Genomic DNA, 22,572 nt, shown 5'->3' on the forward strand with positions numbered 1-22,572 from the left:
AGTCATGCCCCTCTCCGGTGAGATCCACGAACGCGTCGCCCGCCCCGGCGGCGTGCCGTCCGGCCTGCCTCTGGTCATCCTGCTGACCGGCTTCACCGACGCGGGATCCGCCGTGTCCGGTCTCATCGAGCACCTCGGCGAGACCACGGCTCCGGAACCGGTGCTCGTCTTCGACAACGACGCGCTGCTGGACTACCGCGCCCGGCGCCCGGTGCTGACCTTCGATCAGGATCACATCGCCGACCTGAAGCCGGCCCGCCTCGAGCTGTCGCTGGCGCACGACGCGCTGGGCCGCCCGTTCCTGCTGCTGGCGGGGTACGAGCCGGACTTCGCGTGGAACGCGTTCGCGGAGGTCGTGCTGGACTTCGCCGCGGAGTACGAGGTGTCCACCGTCACCTGGGTGCACGCGATCGCGATGCCGGTGCCGCACACGCGCCCGATCGGCGTGACGGTCAGCGGCAACCGCGCCGAGCTCATCGCCGCGCATTCGGTGTGGCGTCCGCGCACCCAGGTGCCCGGCACGGCAGGTCACCTCCTCGAGCACCGGTTCGTGCGCGCCGAGCGCAGCGTCGCGAGCTTCGTGCTGCTGGTGCCGCACTACCTCGCCGACACCGAGTACCCCGACGCCGTGCTGACGGCGGCGGAGAAGATCATGGCGGCCACCGGTCTGGTGCTGCTCACCGACGACCTGCGTGAGAAGAGCGTCTCGTACCTGGAGCGGGTGGACGAGCAGGTGCGCGACAACGAGGAGCTCGGCCAGATGGTCAGCACCCTGGAGCACCGGTACGACGCCTACATGGCCGGTCTCGACTTCGACGACGAGGGCCCCGCGGAGTTCGATGAGCGCTCGCTGCCGAGTGCCGACGAGCTCGCCGCCGAACTCGAGAGGTTCCTGGCGTCGCGCCCCGGCGACGAGGACAAGAACGGCCGGATCTGAGCCGACCCGGGAGGATCCCGAGAGGATCGACGCCGATCGCCGGATCCGGCCTTGTCCACGGCAGAGTGTGCGATACTTATCTGACGACCCGTTGTCAAGACCCTCCGCACCGTCGGGGACTTGACAAGGGTCTTACTAGTGCCCGAAAGGGCGCAGGCCGATCAAGCCGCAAGGCTGAATGAACACAGGGCGCCCGCGCAGCGCTCCGTTGAGAGGCGAGACGTGACGACTGCCACGAAGAAGAACACCCGCACGAAGACCGAGGCCGTCGAGCCCGAGGAGGTCGCGGCTGCCGCCGCCGACGCCGCGGGGCAGGCTGCCGCGACCAAGGCGGCGGCGAAGAAGCCGGCCGCGAAGAAGTCGACCAAGGCGAAGAAGGACGCCGTCGAGGAGGCCGCGCCCGACGAGGCGCCCGTCGACCTGACCGACGACGGCGACGACGAGGAGGGCGCGAAGCCCGCGTTCACCGAGCCGCTGCCCACCGGCGCGATCCGGATCAGCTCGACCGATGAGGACGACGTCCCCGTCTACTCGACCCAGATCACCGGCGCCACCGCCGATCCGGTCAAGGACTACCTGAAGCAGATCGGAAAGGTCGCGCTGCTGAACGCGGCCGAAGAGGTCGAGCTCGCGATGCGGATCGAGGCCGGTCTGTTCGCCGAGGAGAAGCTGTCGACCATGTCGGCCGCCGAGAAGGCCAGCCAGCTGGGCCTCGACCTGCAGTGGGTCGCCCGCGACGGCCAGCGCGCGAAGAGCCACCTGCTCGGCGCCAACCTGCGTCTCGTGGTCTCCCTCGCCAAGCGCTACACCGGTCGCGGCATGCAGTTCCTGGACCTCATCCAGGAGGGCAACCTCGGCCTCATCCGCGCGGTGGAGAAGTTCGACTACACCAAGGGCTTCAAGTTCTCGACGTACGCGACGTGGTGGATCCGCCAGGCGATCACCCGCGCCATGGCCGACCAGGCCCGCACCATCCGCATCCCCGTGCACATGGTCGAGGTCATCAACAAGCTCGCCCGTGTGCAGCGCCAGATGCTGCAGGACCTGGGCCGCGAGCCCACGCCCGAGGAGCTGAGCCGCGAGCTCGACATGACCCCCGAGAAGGTCATCGAGGTGCAGAAGTACGGCCGCGAGCCGATCTCCCTGCACACCCCGCTCGGCGAGGACGGCGACAGCGAGTTCGGCGACCTCATCGAGGACACGGAGGCCGTGGTCCCCGCGGACGCGGTCGGCTTCACGATGCTGCAGCGCCAGCTCGAGCAGCTGCTCGACTCCCTGTCCGAGCGCGAGGCGGGCGTGATCCGCATGCGCTTCGGCCTCGGCGACGGTCAGCCCAAGACGCTGGACCAGATCGGCGACACGTTCGGCGTGACCCGTGAGCGGATCCGCCAGATCGAGTCGAAGACCATGGCGAAGCTGCGTCACCCGAGCCGCTCGCAGTCGCTGCGGGACTACCTCGAGTGAGCGCGGAGCCGAAGCCGAACGACGGCAAGAACCTCGACATCTCGGTCGAGGGCACGCGCTGGCTGCGGATCCCGATTCGCACGAAGGTCGTCATGCCGGGTGACGTGCTCGCCGACATCGTCTCCGAGTACGCCGCCGGCGAGGTGACGAAGGGCGACCTGCTCTTCATCACCGAGAAGATCGTCGGGATCACGCAGGGACGCTCGTTCCTGCTCGAGGAGATCCACCCTCGGAAGCTGGCGCACTTCCTGTCGAAGTACGTGACCCGCACGCCGTACGGCATCGGCCTCGGCATGCCCGAGACCATGGAGATGGCGCTGCGCGAGTGCGGGACCCCGCGGATCCTGCTCGCCGCCGCCGTGTCCGCCGTGACCAAGGCGTTCGGCCGCCGCGGCGACTTCTACCGGATCGCCGGGGAGAAGGCGCGCGCGATCGACGGGCCGACCGAGGGCACGATGCCCCCGTACGACCGCTCCGTGGTGCTGGGCCCGGCACGGCCGCGCGAGGTCGCGCACGAGATGCAGCAGGTGCTCGGCGGCGTGTGCGATGTGGCCGTCGTCGACATCAACGACCTCGGCGGCAACATCCTCGGATCCACGCTCGACAAGGCGGCCGAGAAGCGCCTCGTCGCGATCCTGAAGGACAACCCGCTCGGTCAGGGCACCGAGTCCACGCCGATGGGCATCATCCGACCGGCGTGACCCCGCCGATTCATGAAGAAGGCCGCCCTGTCATCGCGACGGGGCGGCCTTCTTCGTCTGCTCAGAACTTGATCGCGGCCTGGTAGCGCGGCTTGTGGCCGGTGCGGATGCCGGAGACGCTCGGCTTGTTCTCGTAGACGCCGGCACCCCAGTTGCCCTCGACGAGCACGGGGCCGTCGGGGCCGACGACGATGTCCCAGCCGACGTACTGCACCTGCGGCACGACCCGCGCCACCTGGTCGACGAACGCCTTGACCTCGTCGATCATCGGCAGCTGGAAGTCGGCGATGCGGAAGCCGGAGTCGGGGTGCAGCTCGTGCACGTGCCCGTGCGAGTCGTAGCCCGCGCTGACGGCGTGGCCGTCGTCGTCGAGCATGGTGTAGAAGCCGCCGAACGACATCTGGTCGCTGACCTCGCCGCGGCCGAACTTCTGCGCCATCGCGAGGATGTGCGTCTTCTCGCCGTCGAAGAAGGCGGTCACCCGGGTCGTGTTGACAGTGCCGGGACAGACGGCCGCGAGGTCGGGATGCTGGCGGATGACCTCCTCCACCAGCAGGCGGCCCTGGCCGAGCAGCTCGGCGTGGAAGGCGTTCCAGTCCTCGATGTCGGCGGCGTGGTAGCGGAACACGCCGGATCCGGCCTGGCCCATCGGGGTCTTCACGATGACCGTGCCCTGACGCTGCACGAAGTCGCGGAGCTCTTCAGCGTTGCCGGGCTTCACGACCATCCACTCGCGACGGAGGAACTCGCTGAACTTCTCGTCGAACTCGATCTTGTCGTGGAAGAGGTGCCGGAAGTCGGGGTGCGCGTACCGCTCGGAGATCTGGTTCGACACCGGGTGCGTCATGTACGTCGCGCGCTCGGCGCGGTTCAGGATCGCGAAGTCGTAGTCGATGTAGTCCTGGAAGCCGACGTTGTGCCGTCCGGCCGACCAGAGCATGTCCACCACGACGGCGGGGACGGCCTTGCCGTGCTGGGCCGAGGCCTCCTTGGCGCGCTCGATCACCGAACCGATGTTGATGCGGCGGGCGCGCTCGGCGAGGTAGCCGAGACGGGACTTGAGGCCGAGGCCGTTCGAGGGCATGCGTACTCCGGGTCGAGGATGCGGGACCGGTCCATTCTAGGCGGCGATGCTCCGAGAGCCCCGGGACGGGCGTCCGCCGCCGGGCGTGCGGCTGCGGCGCTACTAGGCTGGGACGGTGAGCGCGCTGCCTTCTGTCCCCGAAACGCGGAGCGCGATGCTGCGAGCACTGGTCTCGCGCTCGGCCCTCGCCTCCGGGGCCGCGAGGGCCGTCGCCGCCGGGGGACCGGGTGTCGCCGATCTGCGCCGCGACGCTTGGGGCCACGGCCTGGTGGAGACCGCCCGGATCGCCGCAGAGGCCGGCGCGCGCGCCATGCGTGTGGACGGCGCGGCGCAGGTCGCGCTGCTCGTCGCGCAGGGTATCGCCGCGACGTACGAGGATCAGCCGGATCTGGATCCGCGGCTCCTGTACGGCTTGCCGGATGCCGAGGGCGTGCTGCCGGGCGAGCCGGGCATGCACGTCGTCGGGCGCGTGCTCTCGACCAAGCCCATCGCCGCGGGATCCGGCGTGTCCTACGGCTACATCCACCGCGCCCCGGTGGATTCGCGGCTCGCGCTCGTCACCGGCGGCTACGCGCAGGGGATCGTCCGGGCGCTGGGAAGCAGGGCCTCGGTGGAGATCGACGGCCTGATGCACCCGATCGTCGGGCGGATCGCGATGGACGTGTGCGTCGCGGACATCGGCGACGCCGACGTGGACCCGGGCGCTGAGGCCACCTACTTCGGCGGCACGGGGCCGCTCGCCGCAGGGCTCGCGGAGTGGGCGCGCATCACCGGCATGACCGTGGGCGAGCTGGTCGCCGTGGTCGGACAGCGGACGGAGCGCGCATGGGTGGCATGACGGGCCCGGTGCTGCGGGCGGACGAGGCCGTGCTGCGGGCGAACATCGCCGCGGTGGTCGCGCGGGTGACGCCCGCCGAGCTGATGATGGTGGTCAAGGACGACGGCTACGGGCTCGGCGCGGACTGGGCCGCACGGATCGCGGTCGACGCAGGCGTCCGCTGGATCGGCAGTTACGACATCCCCACCGCGGTGCAGCTGCGCGCGGCGATCGGAACGGAACCCCGGTTGTTCGCCTGGGCGACGTCGACCGACGACGAGGTCGCGGCGGCGCTGCACGCGCACGTCGATCTGGGCGTGGGGAGCCTCGACTACCTCGAGCGCGTGATCGTGCAGGCGGACGCCACCGGCTTCCGCGCGCGCGTCCACCTCAAGATCGACACGGGCCTGCACCGCAACGGTCTGATCGCCGCCGAATGGGAGGACGGCGTCCGCATCGCGCTCGACGCACAGCGCCGGGGGATCATCGACCTGGTCGGCGCGTGGAGCCATCTCGCCGAGGCCAGCGACGCCGAGGACGACGCCGCGCAGGCGCACTTCCTGGCGGCGGTGGCGCGTGCCGAGGAGCTCGGCGCGGAGCTTCCCCATCAGCACCTGACGGCGTCGGCGGCCACCTGGGCGCGTCCGGAGCTGCGCGGCACGCTCGTGCGCGTGGGGGCGTTCTGCTTCGGCGTGCGCTCCGCCGACGGCCCGGATCTTCCCGGCATCGCCCCCGCCGCGGAACTCATCGCCGGTGTGCGGCAGGTCGAGGGGGATGAGGTCGTCGCCGGGATCGGATCGTTCGACGGGCTCCCCAGCACTCTCGCGGGGCGGATCCGGGTCGGCACGCCGGCCGGTGCCCGACCGCTGCGGTCCATCGGCCCGGACGAGATCCGGGTCGCCGCGTGGGACGGGGCAGCCGTCGGCGAAGAGGTCGTCGTGTTCGGGCGCGGCCGATGCGGCGAGGAGACGCCCACCACGCTCGCCGAGGCGATCGGCACCGTCGGCGAGGAGATCCTCTGCCGGCTCACGCCCTCCGTGCGCCGCGAGTACCGCTGACGCCGCACTCGCCGCTGTCCGCTCTGCTCCCGGTGACGGACGGTGACGGAGAACGCGGGGGACGAAGAACGCCCGGTGTCGGAGGACACCGGGCGCTTCTGTCAGGGGGACGGTCGGCGGCTGCGCGCCATCGACCGTCGGGGCGTCAGGACTCGTTGAGGCGCGAGGTCTCGTCGTGCCAGCTGGTGGCCACGGCCCGCAGCTTCTCCTCGTACTTGCGTCCGTGGTGGGCGCAGTAGAGGAGTTCGTGCCCGTTGACCTCTGCGGCGATGTAGGCCTGAGCTCCGCACGCGTCGCATCGGTCCATCGCCGTGAGGCGGGGGATGACGTTGGTATCCCGTTCGGTCGTCGCGTTCATCTCGATGCCTCCTTGGTGATTCGGGTGCCGCTGTGAGGTGTCCTCAATACAACCACGCAGACCTGGGAGTAATGCCCGTGAGGCGGCGTGTTTCGCTCGGAGCGTACGCGGCGGGCGGCAAGGCGGCTCCCGCCAGGAGTGTCGCCGGAACCGGGCCGCGTCTGCTCGATACGATGGGGGATTGTGACAGCCGAGTACTCCGCCCACCATCTCCAGGTCCTCGAGGGGCTCGAAGCGGTCCGCAAGCGTCCCGGGATGTACATCGGCTCGAACGGCTCGCCAGGCCTGATGCACTGCCTGTGGGAGATCATCGACAACGCCGTCGACGAGGCCGTGGCCGGCAACGGCAGCAAGATCGACATCATCCTGCACGCCGACGGCAGCGTCGAGGTGCATGACCGCGGACGCGGCATCCCCGTGGACGTGGAACCCCGCACGGGACTCACGGGTGTCGAGGTGGTCTTCACCAAGCTGCACGCGGGCGGCAAGTTCGGCGGCGGCTCGTACGCCGCCTCCGGCGGTCTGCACGGCGTCGGCGCCTCGGTCGTCAACGCGCTCTCCGAGCGGCTCGACGTGGAGGTCGACCGCGGCGGCAAGGTGTACGCGATGTCGTTCCACCGCGGAGAGCCCGGGCTGTTCGCCGACGACGGCGAGAAGCGCCCGGATGCGCCGTTCACCCCGTTCCAGGAGAAGAGCGAACTGCGCGTGATCGGCAAGGCCGCGCGCGGCGCGACCGGCACGCGGATCCGCTACTGGGCGGACCGGCAGATCTTCACCAAGGACGCGACGTTCCAGCTCGCCGACCTCGAGACCCGCGCCCGGCAGACCGCGTTCCTCGTGCCAGGCCTCGAGCTCGTCGTCCACGACGAGCGTGCGGAGGAGAAGAACGAGACCTCGTACCACTACGAGGGAGGGATCTCCGAGTTCGTCGAGTATCTCGCGACCGACGCCCCGGTCACCGACACCTGGCGGGTGCAGGGCGAGGGGACGTTCAAGGAGACCGTCCCGGTGCTGCAGCCCGACGGTCACATGCTGGCCACCGAGGTCGAACGGCTCTGCGCCGTCGACATCGCGCTGCGCTGGGGCACCGGCTACGACACGACCATCCGGTCGTTCGTGAACATCATCGCGACGCCCAAGGGCGGCACCCATCAGCAGGGCTTCGAGCAGGAGCTGCTCAAGGTGCTGCGCGCCCAGGTCGAGCAGAACGCACGGCGTCTGAAGGTCGGGAACGACAAGCTCGAGAAGGACGACGTGCTCGCCGGCCTCACCGCGGTGCTCACGGTCAACGTCCCCGAGCCTCAGTTCGAGGGGCAGACCAAGGAGGTCCTCGGCACTCCGGCGGTACGGACGATCGTGGCCCAGGTGGTCCGCAAGGCGCTGGGCGAGCGGTTCTCGTCGACCAAGCGCGACGACAAGAACCAGGCGTCCATGCTGCTGGACAAGATCGTCGCCGAGATGAAGGCGCGCGTCTCGGCACGCGCCCACAAGGAGACGCAGCGCCGCAAGAACGCGCTGGAGTCGTCGTCGCTGCCGGCGAAGCTCGTCGACTGTCGCTCCACGGACGTGTCGCAGACGGAGCTGTTCATCGTCGAGGGCGACTCCGCGCTCGGCACGGCGAAGCACGCCCGCACGAGCGAGTACCAGGCGCTGCTGCCGATCCGCGGCAAGATCCTGAACGTGCAGAAGGCCTCCGTCAGCGACATGCTGTCGAACGCCGAATGCGCCTCGATCATCCAGGTGATCGGCGCTGGATCCGGTCGTTCCTTCGATCTGTCCACGGCGCGCTACGGCAAGATCATCCTGATGAGCGACGCCGACGTCGACGGTGCGCACATCCGCACGCTGCTGCTCACCCTCTTCTATCGCTACATGCGCCCCCTGATCGAGGACGGCCGCGTGTTCGCCGCCGTCCCGCCGCTGCACCGCGTGATCGTGATCAACCCGGGATCCAAGCCGAACGAGACGATCTACACCTACAGCGAGGCGGAGTTGCACTCGCTGCTGGCGAAGCTGCGCAAGCAGAACAAGCGCTGGCACGAGCCGATCCAGCGCTACAAGGGTCTCGGCGAGATGGATGCGGAGCAGCTGGCGTCGACCACGATGGACCGGTCCGGCCGTCTGCTGCGCCGGGTGCGCATGGAGGACGCCGAGGCCGCGGGCCGCGTGTTCGAGCTGCTCATGGGCAACGAGGTCGCGCCGCGCCGCGAGTTCATCATCGACTCCTCGGACCGGCTCGCCCGCGAGGCCATCGACGCCTGATGCAGGCGGTGTCCGACGACGTCTGGATGCGGGCCGCCGTGCCGGCGGACGTCGATCTCGTCGCCGGGCTCAAGGAGCGGGTGCTGCGGCAGGACCTGGAGCGGCTGGTCGGTTGGGATCCGGCGCGCTCCCGGGCGCGCGTGGTCGAGCACTTCTCGACGGCGCACACCCGTATGATCGTCGTCGACGGCGCGGTCGCGGGAACGATCACCCTGCGGCCGGACGAGGACGCGCTCTGGCTGGAGATGTTCTACCTCGAGGCCGCGCACCAGGGCAGGGGCATCGGGACGGCCGTGCTCCGTGCGGTGCTGGCGGAGACACCGCCGGAGCGCGAGCTCAGGCTGCAGGTGCTCGTCGGATCCGCGGCGCAGCGGCTGTACGAGCGGCACGGCTTCGTCGCCGAGCACGAGGACGGCGTCGACGTGTGGATGCGCCGGGTCCTGGGCGGGTCGGACCCGGTGGGATCCGTGGCTTGACAGACTGAGGTGATGGTCGCCGTCGTCTCCGCCCCCACGAACCTCGGACTCCGGCCGCCCGTGCGCGGCGGCGTGCCGGGGACCGCCAAGGCTCCCGAGGCGCTCCGCGAAGCCGGACTGCACCGCCTCCTCTTCGCCCGAGGCGCCGTCGACGGGGGTGCCGTGCTTCCCGGCCGCTATGTGGACGACGATGGACGCCGGCCTGCGGGGACCGTGCGCAATCAGGCGGCGATCATCGACCACGCCCGCCGGCTGGCGCATCGCCTGTTCGAGATCCGCGAGCCGGGCCAAGCGCCCCTCGTCCTGGGCGGCGACTGCAGCCTGGCGATCGCAGCGGGGCTGGCGTCCCGCGTGACCGGCGGCGGTGGCCTCGTGCACATCGACGGGCACACGGACTTCCGCCACCCGGGCAACAGCGACGGCGTCGCGAGCGTGGCGGGGGAGGACCTCGCGGCGGCGGTGGGGATGCATCTGCCCGCGCTCAGCGACATCGACGGACTGTCGCCGTACTTCGACCCCGCGCGCACCGCGCACATCGGGTGCCGCTACGCCGATCCCCATTTGGACGAGCTGCGTCGCACGATCGGCCTCGTCGTGCCCGCCGACGAGGTCATCCTGCACGGCGGCACCAGGGCGGCGAACCGGGTCCGCGCGTTAGACGGCCTCGACAGCGGCTACTGGATCCAGGTCGACGTCGACGTGCTGGATCCCGTGCACATGCCGGCGGTGGACAGCCCCGACCCGGGAGGCCTCGCCCCGGAGGAGCTCGTCGCACTGCTCGCCGCTCTCGCGCCCCACGCGTGGGGCGCCTCGGTGACCGTGTTCGATCCCGACCTGGACCCGGACGGCGTGCACGCCCGCACGGTGGCCGCGATCGTCGCCGAGGGGCTCGGCGAGCTCGGCACGGCGCTCGGTGCAGAGGGGACCGCGGCCGCACCGGGCGCGCAGTGAGCGACGGCCCCGCGCCTTCAGATCAGTGCGTCATCCCACCGTGCGCGGATGGCGTCGAACGTCTCCTCCAGGGACAGGCCGGTGGTGTCGAGCCGGAGCCCCGGTGCGTGGAACCGGTCCTGGTCGTCGCGCAGGTGCGTCCACTGGTCGGCGACATGCTTCTCCCGTCGCGCATCCCGCTGGCTCACGGTGTCCTCGGTAGCGGTCAGCAGCACGAAGCGGAGCGGCAGTCCGATCGCCGTGCGGTATTCGTCCAGCAGCTCCGGCCACAGCACCACGTCGGAGATCGACACATCGAAGTCCGCACCGGCGAAGTTGCGAGCGAGATCCGCGATGTTCCGCCGCCGCAGCGCCAGCTGACGCTCCGCCTCCTCCGCGGGCTCTTGGCCGGGGGCGACGAGGCCGGACAGCACCAGGGACTCGCCGATCACGTCCGTGTCCAGGTGCACCCCGCGGGTGGCCCGGGCGGCCAGCTCTCGGGCCACCGTCGTCTTGCCGACGCCGGGAAGGCCGGAGACGAGCACGATCGAGCCGGTCATGCGCCCAGTGTGCCACCGATCGAGCCGATCACGCCGTCGATCGGCTGCCCCGACGCATCGCGCTTCGCCCCGGTCTCGGGCAGCGTCCGCGCCGAGCCGTCCGGGCCGACCGCGAGCGCCGGCTCGCCGCCGACCCAGGCGAGCGTGAGACGATCCTCGCCCTTCAGGAACGCGTGCGCGCGCACACCGCCGGTCGCGCGCCCCTTGCCGGGGAACTCCGCGAAGCGCGAGGACTTGGCGCGCCCCGGATCGGTGCCGGGGATCATGCCGGTGGCGCCGGAGACCGTCACCACGATCGCGTCCGCGCCGGCGTCGACGACCGAGAACGAGATGACCTCGGCCTTGGCGCCGAGCTTGATGCCCGCCATGCCGCCGGCAGGCGCACCCTGGGGGCGGACCCCGGAGGCGGGGAAGTGCAGCAGCTGCGCGTCGCTGGTCACGAACACGAGTTCCGCATCGTCGGGGGCGGATCCGGCGCCGACGACGGCGTCGCCGGGCTTCATCCCGATGACCTCGAGCTCGGGCTTCACCGCCAGCGCCGACGGGACGACGCGCTTCACCACGCCCGACCGTGTGCCGAGCGCGAGCGGGGTGTCGTCATCGAAGCGGACGAGCGCCAGGATCCGCTCGCTCTTGTCGAGCAGGCCGATGTAGTCCCGCAGCGGCACGCCCGCGGCGAGGTGCACCGAGGCGGACGGGACGGACGGCAGGTCCATCGCGGTGAAGCGCAGCACCCGTCCCGCCGAGGTGACCGCGCCGATCTCCGTGCGCGTAGTGGTCGTGAGCGTCGCGAGGATCGCGTCGTGCTTGCTGCGCCGGGTGGCGGGGGAGAGCTCCTGCCCGGGCTCCAGATCCACCCGAACGGCGCGGCCGGTGGTGGAGAGCACCACGACCGTCGGCGCGTCGGCGATCTGGGTGTCGACCGGTCCCTTCGCCGCGCGCGCCTTGGGCGGGGCGGCGTTCAGCAGCAGGGTCCGCCGCGGCGTCCCGTAGGCCTCGGCCGCGGCGTCCAGCTCCGTCGCGACCTGCGCGCGCAAGAGCGCCTCGCTGGCGAGCAGCTCCTGCAGCTTCGCGATCTCGGCGAGCAGCTGGTCGCGCTCGGTCTCGAGCTCGATGCGGGAGAACTTGGTGAGGCGGCGCAGCCGCAGCTCGAGGATGTACTCCGCCTGCCGCTCGCTGAGGTCGAAGACGCTCTGCAGGCGCGTGCGGGCCTGCTCCGAGTCGTCCGAGGAGCGGATGACCTGGATGACCTCGTCGATGTCGAGGATCGCGATGAGCAGGCCCTCGACGAGGTGCAGGCGCTCCTCGCGGCGGGCGAGCCGGAACCGGCTGCGACGCGTGACGACCTCGAGACGATGCTGCACGTAGACGCTGAGCAGCTCCTTGAGCCCGAGCGTGCGCGGCTGGCCGTCGACCAGGGCGACGTTGTTGATGCTGAAGGAGTCCTCGAGCGGCGTGAGCCGGTACAGCTGCTCCAGCACGGCGTTCGGGTCGAAGCCGTTCTTCACGCCGATCTGGATCCGCAGGCCGTGGTTGCGGTCGGTGAGGTCGTTGACGTCGCTGATGCCCTGCAGCTTCTTGGCCTGCACCGCGTCGCGGATCTTCTCGATCACACGCTCCGGCCCCACCATGTAGGGGAGCTCGGTGACCACGATGCCGGTCCGGCGAGGGCCCAGCGGCTCGACCGAGGCCTTGCCGCGCACCTTGAACGCGCCGCGGCCGGTCGCGTACGCGTCGCGCACCCCGTCCAGGCCCATCACGATGCCGCCCGACGGGAAGTCCGGTCCCGGCACGAACTCCATGAGTTCCTCGGTGGTGGCCTCGGGATGCTCGAGCAAGTGGGTGGCCGCGGCCACGACCTCGATCAGGTTGTGCGGCGCCATGTTCGTCGCCATGCCCACCGCGATGCCGCTCGCGCCGTTCACGAGCAGGTTGGGGAACGCGGCCGGCAGCACGGACGGCTGCTGGAACTGGCCGTCGTAGTTCGGCACGAAGTCGACGACGTCCTCGTCCAGGCTCTCGGTGAGCGCGAGCGCCGCCGGGGCCAGACGCGCCTCGGTGTAGCGCGAGGCGGCGGGACCGTCGTCCAGGGAGCCGAAGTTGCCGTGCCCGTCGACGAGCGGCAGGCGCAGGGCGAACGGCTGCGCCAGGCGCACCAGGGCGTCGTAGATGGCGGAGTCGCCATGCGGGTGCAGCTTGCCCATCACGTCGCCGACGACGCGGGCGCTCTTCACGTGGCCCTTGGTGGGCACGAGGCCCATCTCGGCCATCTGGAAGAGGATCCGGCGCTGCACGGGCTTGAGGCCGTCGCGGGCGTCCGGCAGTGCGCGGGAGTAGATGACGGAGTACGCGTACTCCAGGAAGGAGCCCTGCATCTCGCTCGACAGATCGATGTCCTGGATGCGCTCTTCGATCGGCTCGGGCGGGGTGGTCGTGCGGGGCATGGGCTTCCTGCGGTTTCGGGAGGCGGCGGAGCGGTTCTCGACGCCGGGGCCGGGCCGGCCTCTGTGCGAGACTGGCTCGGATGACCCTCATGCTACCGGCGATCCCGCCGTCGCCCCGGAGCATCACCGGGGTGGCGGGCGACCTGTTCGGCGCGCTCGACGGCGTCGGGGAGTCGCTGCCGACGGTGCGCTCCGCCGTGCTCGTCGTGATGGACGGCCTCGGCGCGATCCCGCTGCGCGCCCATGCCGGGCACGCGCGACGGCTGACCGGCGCGATGGCGAAGAAGGATGTGCTCTCCAGCGTCTTCCCGTCCACGACGGCCGCGGCGCTCACGAGTCTGCTCACCGGCGTGGATCCGGGGCAGCACGGGCTGGTCGGCTACGAGGTCCGGGATCCCGGCACAGGAGTGATCGTCAATCAGCTCGCCGGCTGGGAGAAGGCGCACGCCGATCCGCGGCAGTGGCAGCGCACGCCGACCGTCTTCGAGACCGCGGCGGCAGCGGGGCGCCCGGCGTTCGCCGTCGGCCTCGCGGCGTACGCCGGCAGCGGCTTCTCGGCGGCCACGCTCCGCGGCGCCGAGTTCCGCTCGGCGAAGACCGCCGCCGAGCGCGTCGCGCTGGCGCTGAGCCTCGCGGACGAGAACGAGGGTGCTCTGGTGTACTGCTATCTGCCCGAGGCCGACAAGGCCGGGCACAAGCACGGCATCGCCTCTCCCGCCTGGGTCGCCGCCGTTGAGGAGCTCGACGCGGCGATCCCCGGGTCGGTGCCGGACGGGATCGGCGTGCTCGTCACCGCCGACCACGGCATGGTCGACGTGCCCCGCACCCGGCACCTCGTGATCGACGAGCGCGGCCCCCTGCAGGAGGGCGTCGCGGCGATCGCCGGAGAGCCGCGCATGCTGCACGTGTATCTCGAGGACCCGTCTCGCGTGGACGAACTGGCAGCGCGCTGGGCCGCCGGCGTCGAGGGTGCGGCGGACGTGCTCACCCGGGCGCAGGCCGTGCAGGGCGGGCTGTTCGGCGTCGCCCCCACGGCGGAGGCCCTGTCGCGGATCGGCGATCTCGTCGTTCCGGCGCGGGGGCTGTGGGCGCTGTACGACGGCGCGGCGGACCCGCGCTCCCAGGGCATGGTCGGTCAGCACGGCTCGCTCAGCCCGGAGGAGCTGCGGGTGCCGCTGATCCGGTTCGGGGCGTTCGCCCGCTGACCCGGGCGGTCAGTCCTCGCTGCGCGCGCCGAAGACGATCTCGTCCCAGGAAGGCATCCCGCGACGGCGCTTGCGGGAGCCCGAGTCGCTGTCGATCGACACCGGCGGCGCCGGCTGAGCGGGCTCCGGCTCCGGCTCGTACCCCGGCTCCAGGGCGTCGAACAGGGCGAGCGGGCGTGCGTCGTCCGACTCCTCCTCGACCGTGGGGCGCGCCTCGCGCTGCCCGCGGCGGCGGCGCAGCGCCTCGAGCAGGTCCGCCGTGTCCGCCGGGGTGGCCGGAGCGAACGAGGCGCTCCGGGTGGCGGCCTCCTGTGCGTTCGAGGACGACTGCGGGTGGCGTGCGGAGCGCGGCTCCGGCGTCGGAGACGACTCGGCCGGCTCTGCGGCGTCGGCCGGCTCGGTGGGAGCGGGCACGAGGCGGGGGCCGAACGCGCCGGAGTCGAACCGGGTCTCGTCCTTGTACGGCGACGGCCGCTCCTTGTCCAGGGCACGCAGCCGGGGGATCAGGCCCTCGGGCAGCGAGCCCTGCCGGGAGAGCTGGGTCGCATCGGCGTTGAGCGGCGCGAGTGCGCTGCGGCGCGGATCGAAGCTCCAGCGCGCGTCGTGGTCGACCTCGTTCGCGGTGAACTCGAGCTTCACGACCCAGCCGGTGTCGTCCTTCCAGCTCGCCCAGCGCTCGTCGGTCGCGGCGAGCTCGGCGAGCTTGGCGCGGATGGCGACGCCGAAGGTGGGCTGCGCGTCGGGCTCGACCTCGCTGCCGATCAGCACCGGCACCGCCAGCGCCTGGCCGACGATGTGCTCGCGCTCGGCGAGCACCGGGCTCTCGAACCGCTGCACGACGTCGAGATCGACACCGAGCAGCTCGGCGACCTCGGCGGCCGACATGCCCCCGCGGATGTGCGCCTGGATCTCGCGTGGACTGGCGGCAAGAGGCGCAGGCTTCTCCTCGCGCCCGGCCCTGGCCCGGCGCAGCTCGGTGCGCAGCACCTCGTCGATGGGCAGGGCGAATCGCTCTCCCGACTCGGTGGCGAGGACGAGGACATCGTCCTCTGCGCCGACGATCGTGACGTGTTCCATGGCTTCAGCCCCTCAGGATGAGTGTCGATTCATGGTGTCACGCGGCGGGTCCCGTCCAGGGAATATCGTGGGCGCGCCGTCAGTTCGGATCGGGAGGACTGAGTGGCATTTGCGATTTGCACGCGCGTCATGCAAACTATGGGCCGCCGAACACCCCCGGCTCCCGCCACTCGCAGGATGAAAGTGGAGATCCATGGCAACCGATTACGACGCCCCGCGCAAGAGCGAAGACGAGAGCGAGTCCATCGAGGCTCTCAAGGAGCGCGTCCCCGACAAGCTGTCGGGATCGATCGATGTCGAGGACTCGGACAACCCCGGTGGCTTCGACCTCCCCGGTGCGGACCTCTCCGACGTCGAGCTCGACGTCGTGGTGCTGCCCCCGCAGGAGGACGAGTTCACCTGTGTCAACTGCTTCCTCGTGAAGCACCGTTCGCAGCTCGACCACGAGGACGCTGCAGGCCCCATCTGCAAGGAATGCGCGGCCTGACCCCTCGACGCTGCTCGCGCCCGGACCTGATCGGTTCCGGGCGCGTTCTGCGTTTCCGGACGTGGATGCGTTTCCGGACGTGGATGCCCTAGAACGCGGATGCGGTCGCGGCAGCGCGCGCGGCGTCGATCGCCGCGGCGAGCCGATCCGGCGTGCGGGTGGAGATCGTCCAGCTCGGCGCGGGATCGGCAGGATCCGTGTTCGGCACGACGACCACGCCGTCGATCCCACCGCGGATGAGGTGCCATCCCCGGGCGGGGAGTCCTGGCCCGCGGGCCTGCCGGGCGTCCTCTCCGGTGCGGATCTCCGGCTCTCCGAGCCAGGACGCATCGATCCAGGCGCGTCCGGCGCGCAGCACCCGCTGGTCGACCTCCACGGTGGGGGAGGCGAGGATCATGAGCGCGATGATGACGAGCGTCGCCACGACGCCGATCCCCAGTGCGAGCGCGGATCCGGCCGGCACGAAGACCAGGGTGAGCATGGGGCCGCCGAGCGCGGCGGCGAGGAACAGCCAGAGACTCGGTGCGAGGCGCTCGCGATAGCGGACCCGGGCGGATGCGGGGCGGCCGTCGCCTGGTGCGTTCTGCATTAGCCTCTTTCCGTGACCGAATCCGTGGACGTTCCCATTATCGCGCCCGAGCCTCCCGTGTACGCGCACCCGGGCGACGCCGGGGCCGACCTCGTCTCGACCGAGGCGGTGCGACTCGAGCCGGGGCAGCGCGCCCTGATCGGCACGGGCGTGCGCATCGCCCTGCCCGAGGGCTTCGCGGCGTTCGTCGTGCCGCGCAGCGGGCTGGCGGCGAAGCACGGCATCACCGTGGTCAACGCACCCGGCACCGTCGACGCGGGCTACCGCGGCGAGATCAAGGTGAGTCTTCTGAACACCGACAGCGACGCGGCGTACGATGTCGCGGTCGGTGATCGCATCGCCCAGCTGATCGTCATGCCCGTCACCCGGGCCCGGTTCATCCCGGTCTCCACGCTCGACGAGTCGGTGCGCGGCGCGGGCGGATTCGGATCCACCGGCTATCAGACCCAGAGCGCCGCCCCTGTCGGCGCGGAGGAGAACGCATGACTGACGACAGCACGTCCGGGATCGAACCTGTCGAGGGCGCCGCGAAGGCGCCCCTGCGCGACCGCGCGGTCGACGGGCCGTTCGACGAGAGCGAGGCGAACCCGGTCCGTCCGTATATCGACCTCGGCGCGATCAAGATCCTGCCCCGGGAGGGCCTGAACCTCCGCCTCGAGGTGGAAGAGCAGACGCAGCGCATCGTGGCGGTCGGGCTCGACTACGCCGACTCGACGCTGCAGGTGCAGCCCTTCGCGGCGCCGCGCTCCAGCGGCCTTTGGGAGGAGACCCGCGCCCAGATCCAGGAGCAGATCTCGCAGCAGGGCGGGAAGGTGACCGAGCGCGAGGGCGCCCTGGGTGCCGAGCTGCTGGCCGAGATCCCCGCCGTGGCCGGCGACGCAGCCGTCACACGGCTCGCCCGCTTCGTGGGCGTCGACGGCCCGCGCTGGTTCCTGCGCGGCGTGATCGGCGGCGCTGCGGCCACCGACGAGACCGCGGCCGCGGCCGTGGAGGACCTGTTCCGTTCCATCGTCGTGGTGCGCGGGGGAGCGCCGATGCCGCCGCGCGATCTCATCCCGCTGCGGATGCCCGCCGCGCCCGGCACGGCGTGAGCACGCCGGACGAGACGGAGCCGTCGCGCGAGCCCGAGGCTGAGCGCTATGCGCCTCCGCCCGCGCCGGACGCCGTGCAGAGCCTGGGTGCCGCACTCGGCGGCGCCGCGCAGCGCCTCGGCATCGACCCGAACTCCGGAGTCGGCACCGGTCACGTGGTGTGGCGCGCGATGGGCGGCTGGCGCGGCGTGCTCGAGTCGGTGCTGCCCAGCGCGGCGTTCCTCATCATCTACACGCTGCGCCCGGATCCGCTCTGGGTCTCCCTGGTGGTCTCGGTCGGGCTCGCCGCCGTGTTCTCCGTGATCCGGCTGCTGCAGCGCTCGCCCGCGGCGTCCGCGCTGGGCGGGCTCGTCGCGGTGGCCGCCGCCGCGGGGCTGGCGCTGTGGACCGGGCGCGGGCAGGACAACTTCGTGCCCGGCTTCTTGACGAACGCGGCGTACGGCACGGTCCTGCTGATCTCGGCACTGGCCGGCTGGGCGCTCATCGGCCTCGCGGCGGGCTTCCTCATGGGCGACGTGCGGGGCTGGCGCCAGGACGCGCGCAAGCGCCGCGCCTTCTTCTGGCTCACGGTGGCGTGGGCGGCGCTGTTCTTCGCGCGCCTCGCCGTGCAGCTTCCTCTCTATTTCGCGGGCAACGTGCAGGCGCTGGGCACGCTGAAGCTGGTGATGGGGCTGCCGCTGTTCGCACCGATGGTGGCGCTCACCTGGCTGGTCGTCCGCGCGCTGTACCCGCCCGAGCCGAGCGACGACACGGCCGTCGGAAAAGGCTGATCCGGCGTTCTGAGACGTGTTAGATTTATCTTGACGTCAAGATAAATCGACACCTTTCGCTCGCCGCTGCCGAAGCGCACACTTGTAAGGCCCGCCTTGCTAGTGTGCGGGGGAGCGGGACGAGCAAGATGGAGTCGCCTGTCGCTTCCATCCGAACAGAAGGAGACGGATCCGTGTCCACGGTGAACAGCTTCGGTGCCCAGAGCACCCTGACGGTCGGCAGCACCGACTACGAGATCTTCCGGATCGACACGGTCCCGGGATACGAGAAGCTCCCGTTCAGCCTCAAGGTCCTCCTGGAGAACCTGCTTCGCACCGAGGATGGCGCGAACGTCACGAAGGCGCAGATCGAGGCGCTCGGCTCGTGGAACCCGGCGGCCGAGCCCGACACCGAGATCCAGTTCACGCCCGCGCGCGTGGTCATGCAGGACTTCACCGGCGTTCCCTGCATCGTCGACCTCGCTACCATGCGCGAGGCCGTCACGGCCCTCGGCGGCGACCCGAACAAGATCAACCCGCTCTCGCCGGCCGAGATGGTCATCGACCACTCGGTCATCGCCGACCTGTTCGGCCGCCCGGACGCGATCGAGCGCAACGTCGAGATCGAGTACGAGCGCAACGGCGAGCGCTACCAGTTCCTGCGCTGGGGTCAGACTGCGTTCGACGACTTCAAGGTCGTCCCGCCGGGGACGGGCATCGTGCACCAGGTCAACATCGAGCACCTCGCGAAGGTCGTCTACGACCGCACCGTGAACGGCGTGCTCCGGGCGTACCCCGACACCTGCGTCGGCACCGACTCGCACACCACGATGGTCAACGGCCTCGGCGTGCTGGGCTGGGGCGTCGGCGGCATCGAGGCCGAGGCGGCCATGCTCGGCCAGCCGGTCTCCATGCTCATCCCGCGCGTCGTCGGCTTCAAGCTCACCGGCGAGATCCCCGCCGGCGTCACCGCCACGGACGTCGTGCTCACGATCACCGACATGCTGCGCAAGCACGGCGTGGTCGGCAAGTTCGTCGAGTTCTACGGCGCCGGCGTCGCATCGGTGCCGCTCGCCAACCGCGCCACCATCGGCAACATGTCGCCGGAGTTCGGCTCCACCGCCGCGATCTTCCCGATCGACGACGTCACGCTCGACTACCTGCGTCTCACCGGTCGCGACGAGCAGGCGGTCGCCCTCGTCGAGGCGTACGCGAAGGAGCAGTCGCTCTGGCACGACGCCGCGAACGAGCCGAGCTTCAGCGAGTACCTCGAGCTCGACCTCTCCACGGTGGTGCCCTCGATCGCGGGTCCGAAGCGTCCTCAGGACCGGATCCTGCTCTCCGAGGCCAAGGCGCAGTTCGAGAAGGACATCATCGGCTACGCGACCGCTCCGGTCGACGTCGCCGACGCCGGATCCTTCCCGGCATCCGACCCGGGATCCGTGCCGGGTGAGGAGGTCGAGACGACCGAGATCCCGGTCGTGCTGAACTCCGGTGCTCCCGCGGAGGCGTCCAAGCCCGTCAAGGTGAAGGCTGCGGACGGCACGAAGTACATCCTGGACAACGGCGCGGTCACCCTCGCGGCGATCACGTCGTGCACCAACACCTCGAACCCGTCCGTCATGATCGCCGCCGGACTCCTCGCCCGCAAGGCGCGGGAGAAGGGCCTGAAGCAGAAGCCGTGGGTCAAGACCACCCTCGGCCCGGGATCCAAGGTCGTCACGGACTACTACGAGAAGTCCGGCCTCGACAAGGACCTCGAGGGCCTCGGCTTCTACACCGTCGGCTACGGCTGCACGATCTGCATCGGCAACTCCGGGCCGCTGATCGACGAGGTCTCCGCCGCGATCAACGAGAACGACCTCGCGGTCACCGCGGTGCTCTCCGGCAACCGCAACTTCGAGGGCCGGATCAGCCCCGACGTGAAGATGAACTACCTCGCCAGCCCGCCGCTGGTGGTGGCCTACGCCCTGGCCGGGTCGATGAACTTCGACTTCGAGACCCAGCCGCTCGGAAAGGACACCGAGGGCAACGACGTCTTCCTCAAGGACGTCTGGCCCGACCCCGCCGAGGTGCAGGAGATCATCGACTCCTCGATCTCGCGCGACCAGTTCATCAAGCAGTACGCCACCGTGTTCGACGGCGACGAGCGCTGGAAGAACCTGCCCACCCCGACCGGTCCGGTGTTCGAGTGGGACGAGGACTCCACGTACGTGCGGAAGGCGCCGTACTTCGACGGCATGGAGCGCACCCCGGCGCCCGTCACCGACATCACCGGCGCCCGCGTGCTGGCGACGCTCGGCGACTCGGTCACCACCGACCACATCTCGCCGGCCGGCAACATCAAGGCGGGCACGCCCGCCGCGCAGTACCTCACGGAGCACGGCGTCGCGCAGAAGGACTTCAACTCCTACGGCTCGCGCCGCGGCAACCACGAGGTCATGATCCGCGGCACGTTCGCGAACATCCGCCTGAAGAACGCGCTGGTCAAGGCGGTCAACGACGGGCAGCAGATTGAGGGCGGCTACACCCGCGACTTCACCCAGCCCGGCGGACCGCAGGCGTACATCTTCGACGCGTCGCAGAACTACCAGGCACAGGGCACGCCGCTGGTGATCTTCGGCGGCAAGGAGTACGGATCCGGATCCTCCCGCGACTGGGCGGCCAAGGGCACCAACCTGCTCGGCGTCAAGGCGGTCATCACCGAGAGCTTCGAGCGCATCCACCGCTCGAACCTCATCGGCATGGGCGTCGTGCCGCTGCAGTTCCCCGCCGGCGAGAGCTGGGAGTCGCTCGGCCTGGACGGCACCGAGATCGTCTCGATCACGGGCCTGGAGGAGCTGAACAACGGCACCACGCCGAAGACGGTCAAGGTCACCGCGGCCCCGAGCGAGTTCTCGCCCGAGGGCAAGCAGACGATCGAGTTCGACGCGGTCGTGCGCATCGACACCCCCGGTGAGGCGGACTACTACCGCAACGGCGGCATCCTGCAGTACGTGCTGCGCTCGCTGGTCTGATCCGCGCGCAGCAACGGGGCCGGTTCCTTCGGGAGCCGGCCCCGTTCGCGTTCGGCGGCGTCAGGCGGCCGGGCCGATGTACCGGGAGGATGGGCGCAGGATCTTGCCGTCCTGCACCTGCTCGCAGGCGTGCGCGCCCCAGCCGATCAGGCGCGCCGAGGCGAACGTCGACGTGAACAGCTCCCGCGGGATCCCGCACGCCTCCATCACGACTGCCGCGTACAGTTCGACATTCGTGCGCAGCGATCGGCCGGGCTTCAGCTCGTCCAGCACCCGGAGGACAGTCTGCTCCACGGTGACGGCGAGGTCGACCCGCGTCGAGGCGAGCCCGTCGGCGCGCAGCTGCTGGGCGACGTCGCGCAGCAGCCGCGACCGGGGGTCCTCGGTGCGGTACACGGCGTGACCGAACCCCATGATGCGGCCGCCCCGCTGCACGCGATCGCGCACCCACGCCTCGGCGCGCTCGGGGGCGCCGATCTCGTCGAGCATGTCGAGCGTGCGGGAGGGGGCGCCGCCGTGGAGCGGCCCGGCGAGCGCGCCGAGGGCGCCGCCCACGCAGGCGGCGAGATCGGCGCCGGTGGAGGCGATCACCCGCGCCGTGAACGTGGAGGCGTTGAACCCGTGGTCGATCGCGGCCGTCAGATACGTGCCGAGGGCGGACACGAGGGGGGTGGCGGGGGCGGCGCCGAGGAGCATGCGCAGATAGTCGCTGATGGGGTCGCGCGCGGGGTCCGGGGCGATCGGCGCCCCGCCGCTGCGCAGCCGGTGCAGCGCGGCGATGAGTGCGGGCGTCACGGCGGCCAGGCGGATCGCGTCATCGATGTGTTCGGCGTCGGTCTCGTCGTACAGTGCGCGCCGGCCGTCGGCGGCGGACACGAGGGCGAGCGCCGTGCGCAGCTGCGCCATGGGATCCAGCGCCGATCGCGCGATCGACGGCAGAGTCTCCGACACGGTCGCGGGGATCCGGCGGGCCTCGGCCGTGCGGGTGCGCCACCGGCCTGCGTCCGAGTCGTCGGCGGGCAGGGCGCCGAGCGCGACCAGGCGCCAGGCGTCCTCGAAGCGGGCGTCGGCGGCCAGCTCGACGCCGGAGTGTCCGCGGTAGTGGAAGAAGCCCTCGGCACCGCGCACGTCGCCGACGCTCGTCTCCGCGACGACCACGTTGCTGAGTCCCCGGGGGACCTCGATGAGCTGGGTGTCGTTGCGATCGATCGTGATGGCCATGTCGGCTCCTCTCTGGCGAGCCGCTGGTGGCGGATCGCTGCTCTC

At 70.9% G+C, this 22,572-nt stretch carries 21 protein-coding genes; 14 read left to right on the forward strand and 7 right to left on the reverse strand.

The window, feature by feature from the left end:
* The first annotated feature begins 4 nt into the window (after positions 1 to 4).
* The 3 genes from ACYQ1L_RS08455 to ACYQ1L_RS08465 all read left to right on the forward strand — a co-directional run bounded on the left by ACYQ1L_RS08455 (position 5) and on the right by ACYQ1L_RS08465 (position 3,102).
* Entirely contained in the window at positions 5 to 937 is a 933-nt protein-coding gene (locus ACYQ1L_RS08455; protein WP_460003749.1) for a proteasome assembly chaperone family protein, read from the forward strand.
* Between the two features lie 120 nt (positions 938 to 1,057).
* The gene (locus ACYQ1L_RS08460; RefSeq protein ID WP_460003750.1) at positions 1,058 to 2,401 is read left to right on the forward strand and encodes an RNA polymerase sigma factor; all 1,344 of its coding nucleotides are present in this window, start codon (positions 1,058 to 1,060) and stop codon (positions 2,399 to 2,401) included.
* Positions 2,398 to 3,102 (forward strand): coenzyme F420-0:L-glutamate ligase, encoded by a 705-nt coding sequence (locus tag ACYQ1L_RS08465; RefSeq protein WP_460003751.1) that lies wholly within the window; start codon positions 2,398 to 2,400, stop codon positions 3,100 to 3,102. Before ACYQ1L_RS08460 ends, ACYQ1L_RS08465 begins: the two co-directional genes overlap by 4 nt.
* Positions 3,103 to 3,163: 61 nt before the next feature.
* On the opposite strand, the gene ACYQ1L_RS08470 is transcribed toward ACYQ1L_RS08465, so the two are convergent.
* The gene (locus ACYQ1L_RS08470; RefSeq protein ID WP_460003752.1) at positions 3,164 to 4,186 is read right to left on the reverse strand and encodes a sugar-transfer associated ATP-grasp domain-containing protein; all 1,023 of its coding nucleotides are present in this window, start codon (positions 4,184 to 4,186) and stop codon (positions 3,164 to 3,166) included.
* 154 nt (positions 4,187 to 4,340) lie between these two features.
* On the opposite strand from ACYQ1L_RS08470, the gene ACYQ1L_RS08475 reads away from it, so the two are divergent.
* Together ACYQ1L_RS08475 and ACYQ1L_RS08480 are read left to right on the forward strand one after the other, a co-directional pair.
* Positions 4,341 to 5,024, forward strand: a complete 684-nt coding sequence (locus ACYQ1L_RS08475; RefSeq protein ID WP_460003753.1) for an alanine racemase C-terminal domain-containing protein — start codon at positions 4,341 to 4,343, stop codon at positions 5,022 to 5,024.
* On the forward strand, positions 5,012 to 6,061 hold the full coding sequence (locus tag ACYQ1L_RS08480) for an alanine racemase (protein WP_460003754.1): 1,050 nt from the start codon (positions 5,012 to 5,014) through the stop codon (positions 6,059 to 6,061). The genes ACYQ1L_RS08475 and ACYQ1L_RS08480 overlap by 13 nt, the downstream gene beginning before the upstream one ends.
* A gap of 145 nt (positions 6,062 to 6,206) precedes the next feature.
* Here ACYQ1L_RS08480 and ACYQ1L_RS08485 read toward each other — a convergent pair whose 3' ends face one another.
* Complete coding sequence (locus ACYQ1L_RS08485; RefSeq protein WP_460003755.1) at positions 6,207 to 6,419, reverse strand: DUF7455 domain-containing protein; 213 nt, start codon at positions 6,417 to 6,419, stop codon at positions 6,207 to 6,209.
* A 183-nt stretch (positions 6,420 to 6,602) separates the two neighbouring features.
* On the opposite strand from ACYQ1L_RS08485, the gene ACYQ1L_RS08490 reads away from it, so the two are divergent.
* From ACYQ1L_RS08490 to ACYQ1L_RS08500, 3 genes are read left to right on the forward strand one after another with little or no spacing between them, the layout of a single operon-like run.
* The gene (locus ACYQ1L_RS08490) at positions 6,603 to 8,681 is read left to right on the forward strand and encodes a DNA gyrase/topoisomerase IV subunit B (protein WP_460003756.1); all 2,079 of its coding nucleotides are present in this window, start codon (positions 6,603 to 6,605) and stop codon (positions 8,679 to 8,681) included.
* Positions 8,681 to 9,157 (forward strand): GNAT family N-acetyltransferase, encoded by a 477-nt coding sequence (locus ACYQ1L_RS08495; protein WP_460003757.1) that lies wholly within the window; start codon positions 8,681 to 8,683, stop codon positions 9,155 to 9,157. Before ACYQ1L_RS08490 ends, ACYQ1L_RS08495 begins: the two co-directional genes overlap by 1 nt.
* 12 nt (positions 9,158 to 9,169) lie before the next feature.
* Positions 9,170 to 10,108 (forward strand): arginase family protein, encoded by a 939-nt coding sequence (locus ACYQ1L_RS08500; RefSeq protein ID WP_460003758.1) that lies wholly within the window; start codon positions 9,170 to 9,172, stop codon positions 10,106 to 10,108.
* Between the two features lie 17 nt (positions 10,109 to 10,125).
* Here ACYQ1L_RS08500 and ACYQ1L_RS08505 read toward each other — a convergent pair whose 3' ends face one another.
* Together ACYQ1L_RS08505 and ACYQ1L_RS08510 are read right to left on the reverse strand one after the other, a co-directional pair.
* Entirely contained in the window at positions 10,126 to 10,647 is a 522-nt protein-coding gene (locus ACYQ1L_RS08505; RefSeq protein ID WP_460003759.1) for an AAA family ATPase, read from the reverse strand.
* Positions 10,644 to 13,091 (reverse strand): DNA gyrase/topoisomerase IV subunit A, encoded by a 2,448-nt coding sequence (locus ACYQ1L_RS08510; protein WP_460003760.1) that lies wholly within the window; start codon positions 13,089 to 13,091, stop codon positions 10,644 to 10,646. The genes ACYQ1L_RS08505 and ACYQ1L_RS08510 overlap by 4 nt, the downstream gene beginning before the upstream one ends.
* Positions 13,092 to 13,171: 80 nt before the next feature.
* Between ACYQ1L_RS08510 and ACYQ1L_RS08515 the strand changes: the two genes are divergently transcribed.
* On the forward strand, positions 13,172 to 14,296 hold the full coding sequence (locus tag ACYQ1L_RS08515; protein WP_460003761.1) for an alkaline phosphatase family protein: 1,125 nt from the start codon (positions 13,172 to 13,174) through the stop codon (positions 14,294 to 14,296).
* 9 nt (positions 14,297 to 14,305) lie between these two features.
* Here the strand turns inward: ACYQ1L_RS08515 and sepH are convergent, their stop codons facing one another.
* A complete protein-coding gene (sepH, locus tag ACYQ1L_RS08520; protein WP_460003762.1) occupies positions 14,306 to 15,373 on the reverse strand; it encodes a septation protein SepH in 1,068 nt (355 codons plus the stop codon).
* Positions 15,374 to 15,566: 193 nt separating this feature from the next.
* Between sepH and ACYQ1L_RS08525 the strand changes: the two genes are divergently transcribed.
* Positions 15,567 to 15,860 (forward strand): DUF4193 domain-containing protein, encoded by a 294-nt coding sequence (locus ACYQ1L_RS08525; RefSeq protein ID WP_159575773.1) that lies wholly within the window; start codon positions 15,567 to 15,569, stop codon positions 15,858 to 15,860.
* 88 nt (positions 15,861 to 15,948) lie between these two features.
* On the opposite strand, the gene ACYQ1L_RS08530 is transcribed toward ACYQ1L_RS08525, so the two are convergent.
* Positions 15,949 to 16,449, reverse strand: a complete 501-nt coding sequence (locus ACYQ1L_RS08530) for a DUF3093 domain-containing protein (protein WP_460003763.1) — start codon at positions 16,447 to 16,449, stop codon at positions 15,949 to 15,951.
* Between the two features lie 12 nt (positions 16,450 to 16,461).
* Here ACYQ1L_RS08530 and dut point away from each other — a divergent pair, with 12 nt between their 5' ends.
* The 4 genes from dut to acnA all read left to right on the forward strand — a co-directional run bounded on the left by dut (position 16,462) and on the right by acnA (position 21,306).
* Entirely contained in the window at positions 16,462 to 16,935 is a 474-nt protein-coding gene (gene dut, locus ACYQ1L_RS08535; protein WP_460003764.1) for a dUTP diphosphatase, read from the forward strand.
* On the forward strand, positions 16,932 to 17,540 hold the full coding sequence (locus tag ACYQ1L_RS08540; RefSeq protein WP_460003765.1) for a DUF3710 domain-containing protein: 609 nt from the start codon (positions 16,932 to 16,934) through the stop codon (positions 17,538 to 17,540). The genes dut and ACYQ1L_RS08540 overlap by 4 nt, the downstream gene beginning before the upstream one ends.
* On the forward strand, positions 17,537 to 18,310 hold the full coding sequence (locus ACYQ1L_RS08545; protein ID WP_460003766.1) for a DUF3159 domain-containing protein: 774 nt from the start codon (positions 17,537 to 17,539) through the stop codon (positions 18,308 to 18,310). Before ACYQ1L_RS08540 ends, ACYQ1L_RS08545 begins: the two co-directional genes overlap by 4 nt.
* Before the next feature lie 173 nt (positions 18,311 to 18,483).
* Entirely contained in the window at positions 18,484 to 21,306 is a 2,823-nt protein-coding gene (gene acnA / locus ACYQ1L_RS08550) for an aconitate hydratase AcnA (RefSeq protein ID WP_460003767.1), read from the forward strand.
* A gap of 60 nt (positions 21,307 to 21,366) precedes the next feature.
* Here the strand turns inward: acnA and ACYQ1L_RS08555 are convergent, their stop codons facing one another.
* A complete protein-coding gene (locus tag ACYQ1L_RS08555) occupies positions 21,367 to 22,527 on the reverse strand; it encodes a citrate/2-methylcitrate synthase (protein ID WP_460003768.1) in 1,161 nt (386 codons plus the stop codon).
* Positions 22,528 to 22,572: the final 45 nt, after the last annotated feature.

It is taken from the genome of Microbacterium xylanilyticum (genome assembly GCF_054654695.1).

Bases quoted from the DNA above. Each gene is read 5' to 3' on its own strand.
- ACYQ1L_RS08455 (WP_460003749.1), top strand. From the start codon at position 5: ATGCCCCTCTCCGGTGAGATCCACGAACGCGTCGCCCGCCCCGGCGGC.
- ACYQ1L_RS08470 (WP_460003752.1), bottom strand. From the start codon at position 4,186: ATGCCCTCGAACGGCCTCGGCCTCAAGTCCCGTCTCGGCTACCTCGCC.
- ACYQ1L_RS08475 (WP_460003753.1), top strand. From the start codon at position 4,341: ATGCTGCGAGCACTGGTCTCGCGCTCGGCCCTCGCCTCCGGGGCCGCG.
- ACYQ1L_RS08480 (WP_460003754.1), top strand. From the start codon at position 5,012: ATGGGTGGCATGACGGGCCCGGTGCTGCGGGCGGACGAGGCCGTGCTG.
- ACYQ1L_RS08485 (WP_460003755.1), bottom strand. From the start codon at position 6,419: ATGAACGCGACGACCGAACGGGATACCAACGTCATCCCCCGCCTCACG.
- ACYQ1L_RS08495 (WP_460003757.1), top strand. From the start codon at position 8,681: ATGCAGGCGGTGTCCGACGACGTCTGGATGCGGGCCGCCGTGCCGGCG.
- ACYQ1L_RS08500 (WP_460003758.1), top strand. From the start codon at position 9,170: ATGGTCGCCGTCGTCTCCGCCCCCACGAACCTCGGACTCCGGCCGCCC.
- ACYQ1L_RS08505 (WP_460003759.1), bottom strand. From the start codon at position 10,647: ATGACCGGCTCGATCGTGCTCGTCTCCGGCCTTCCCGGCGTCGGCAAG.
- ACYQ1L_RS08510 (WP_460003760.1), bottom strand. From the start codon at position 13,091: ATGCCCCGCACGACCACCCCGCCCGAGCCGATCGAAGAGCGCATCCAG.
- ACYQ1L_RS08515 (WP_460003761.1), top strand. From the start codon at position 13,172: ATGACCCTCATGCTACCGGCGATCCCGCCGTCGCCCCGGAGCATCACC.
- sepH (WP_460003762.1), bottom strand. From the start codon at position 15,373: ATGGAACACGTCACGATCGTCGGCGCAGAGGACGATGTCCTCGTCCTC.
- ACYQ1L_RS08525 (WP_159575773.1), top strand. From the start codon at position 15,567: ATGGCAACCGATTACGACGCCCCGCGCAAGAGCGAAGACGAGAGCGAG.
- ACYQ1L_RS08530 (WP_460003763.1), bottom strand. From the start codon at position 16,449: ATGCAGAACGCACCAGGCGACGGCCGCCCCGCATCCGCCCGGGTCCGC.
- ACYQ1L_RS08540 (WP_460003765.1), top strand. From the start codon at position 16,932: ATGACTGACGACAGCACGTCCGGGATCGAACCTGTCGAGGGCGCCGCG.
- ACYQ1L_RS08555 (WP_460003768.1), bottom strand. From the start codon at position 22,527: ATGGCCATCACGATCGATCGCAACGACACCCAGCTCATCGAGGTCCCC.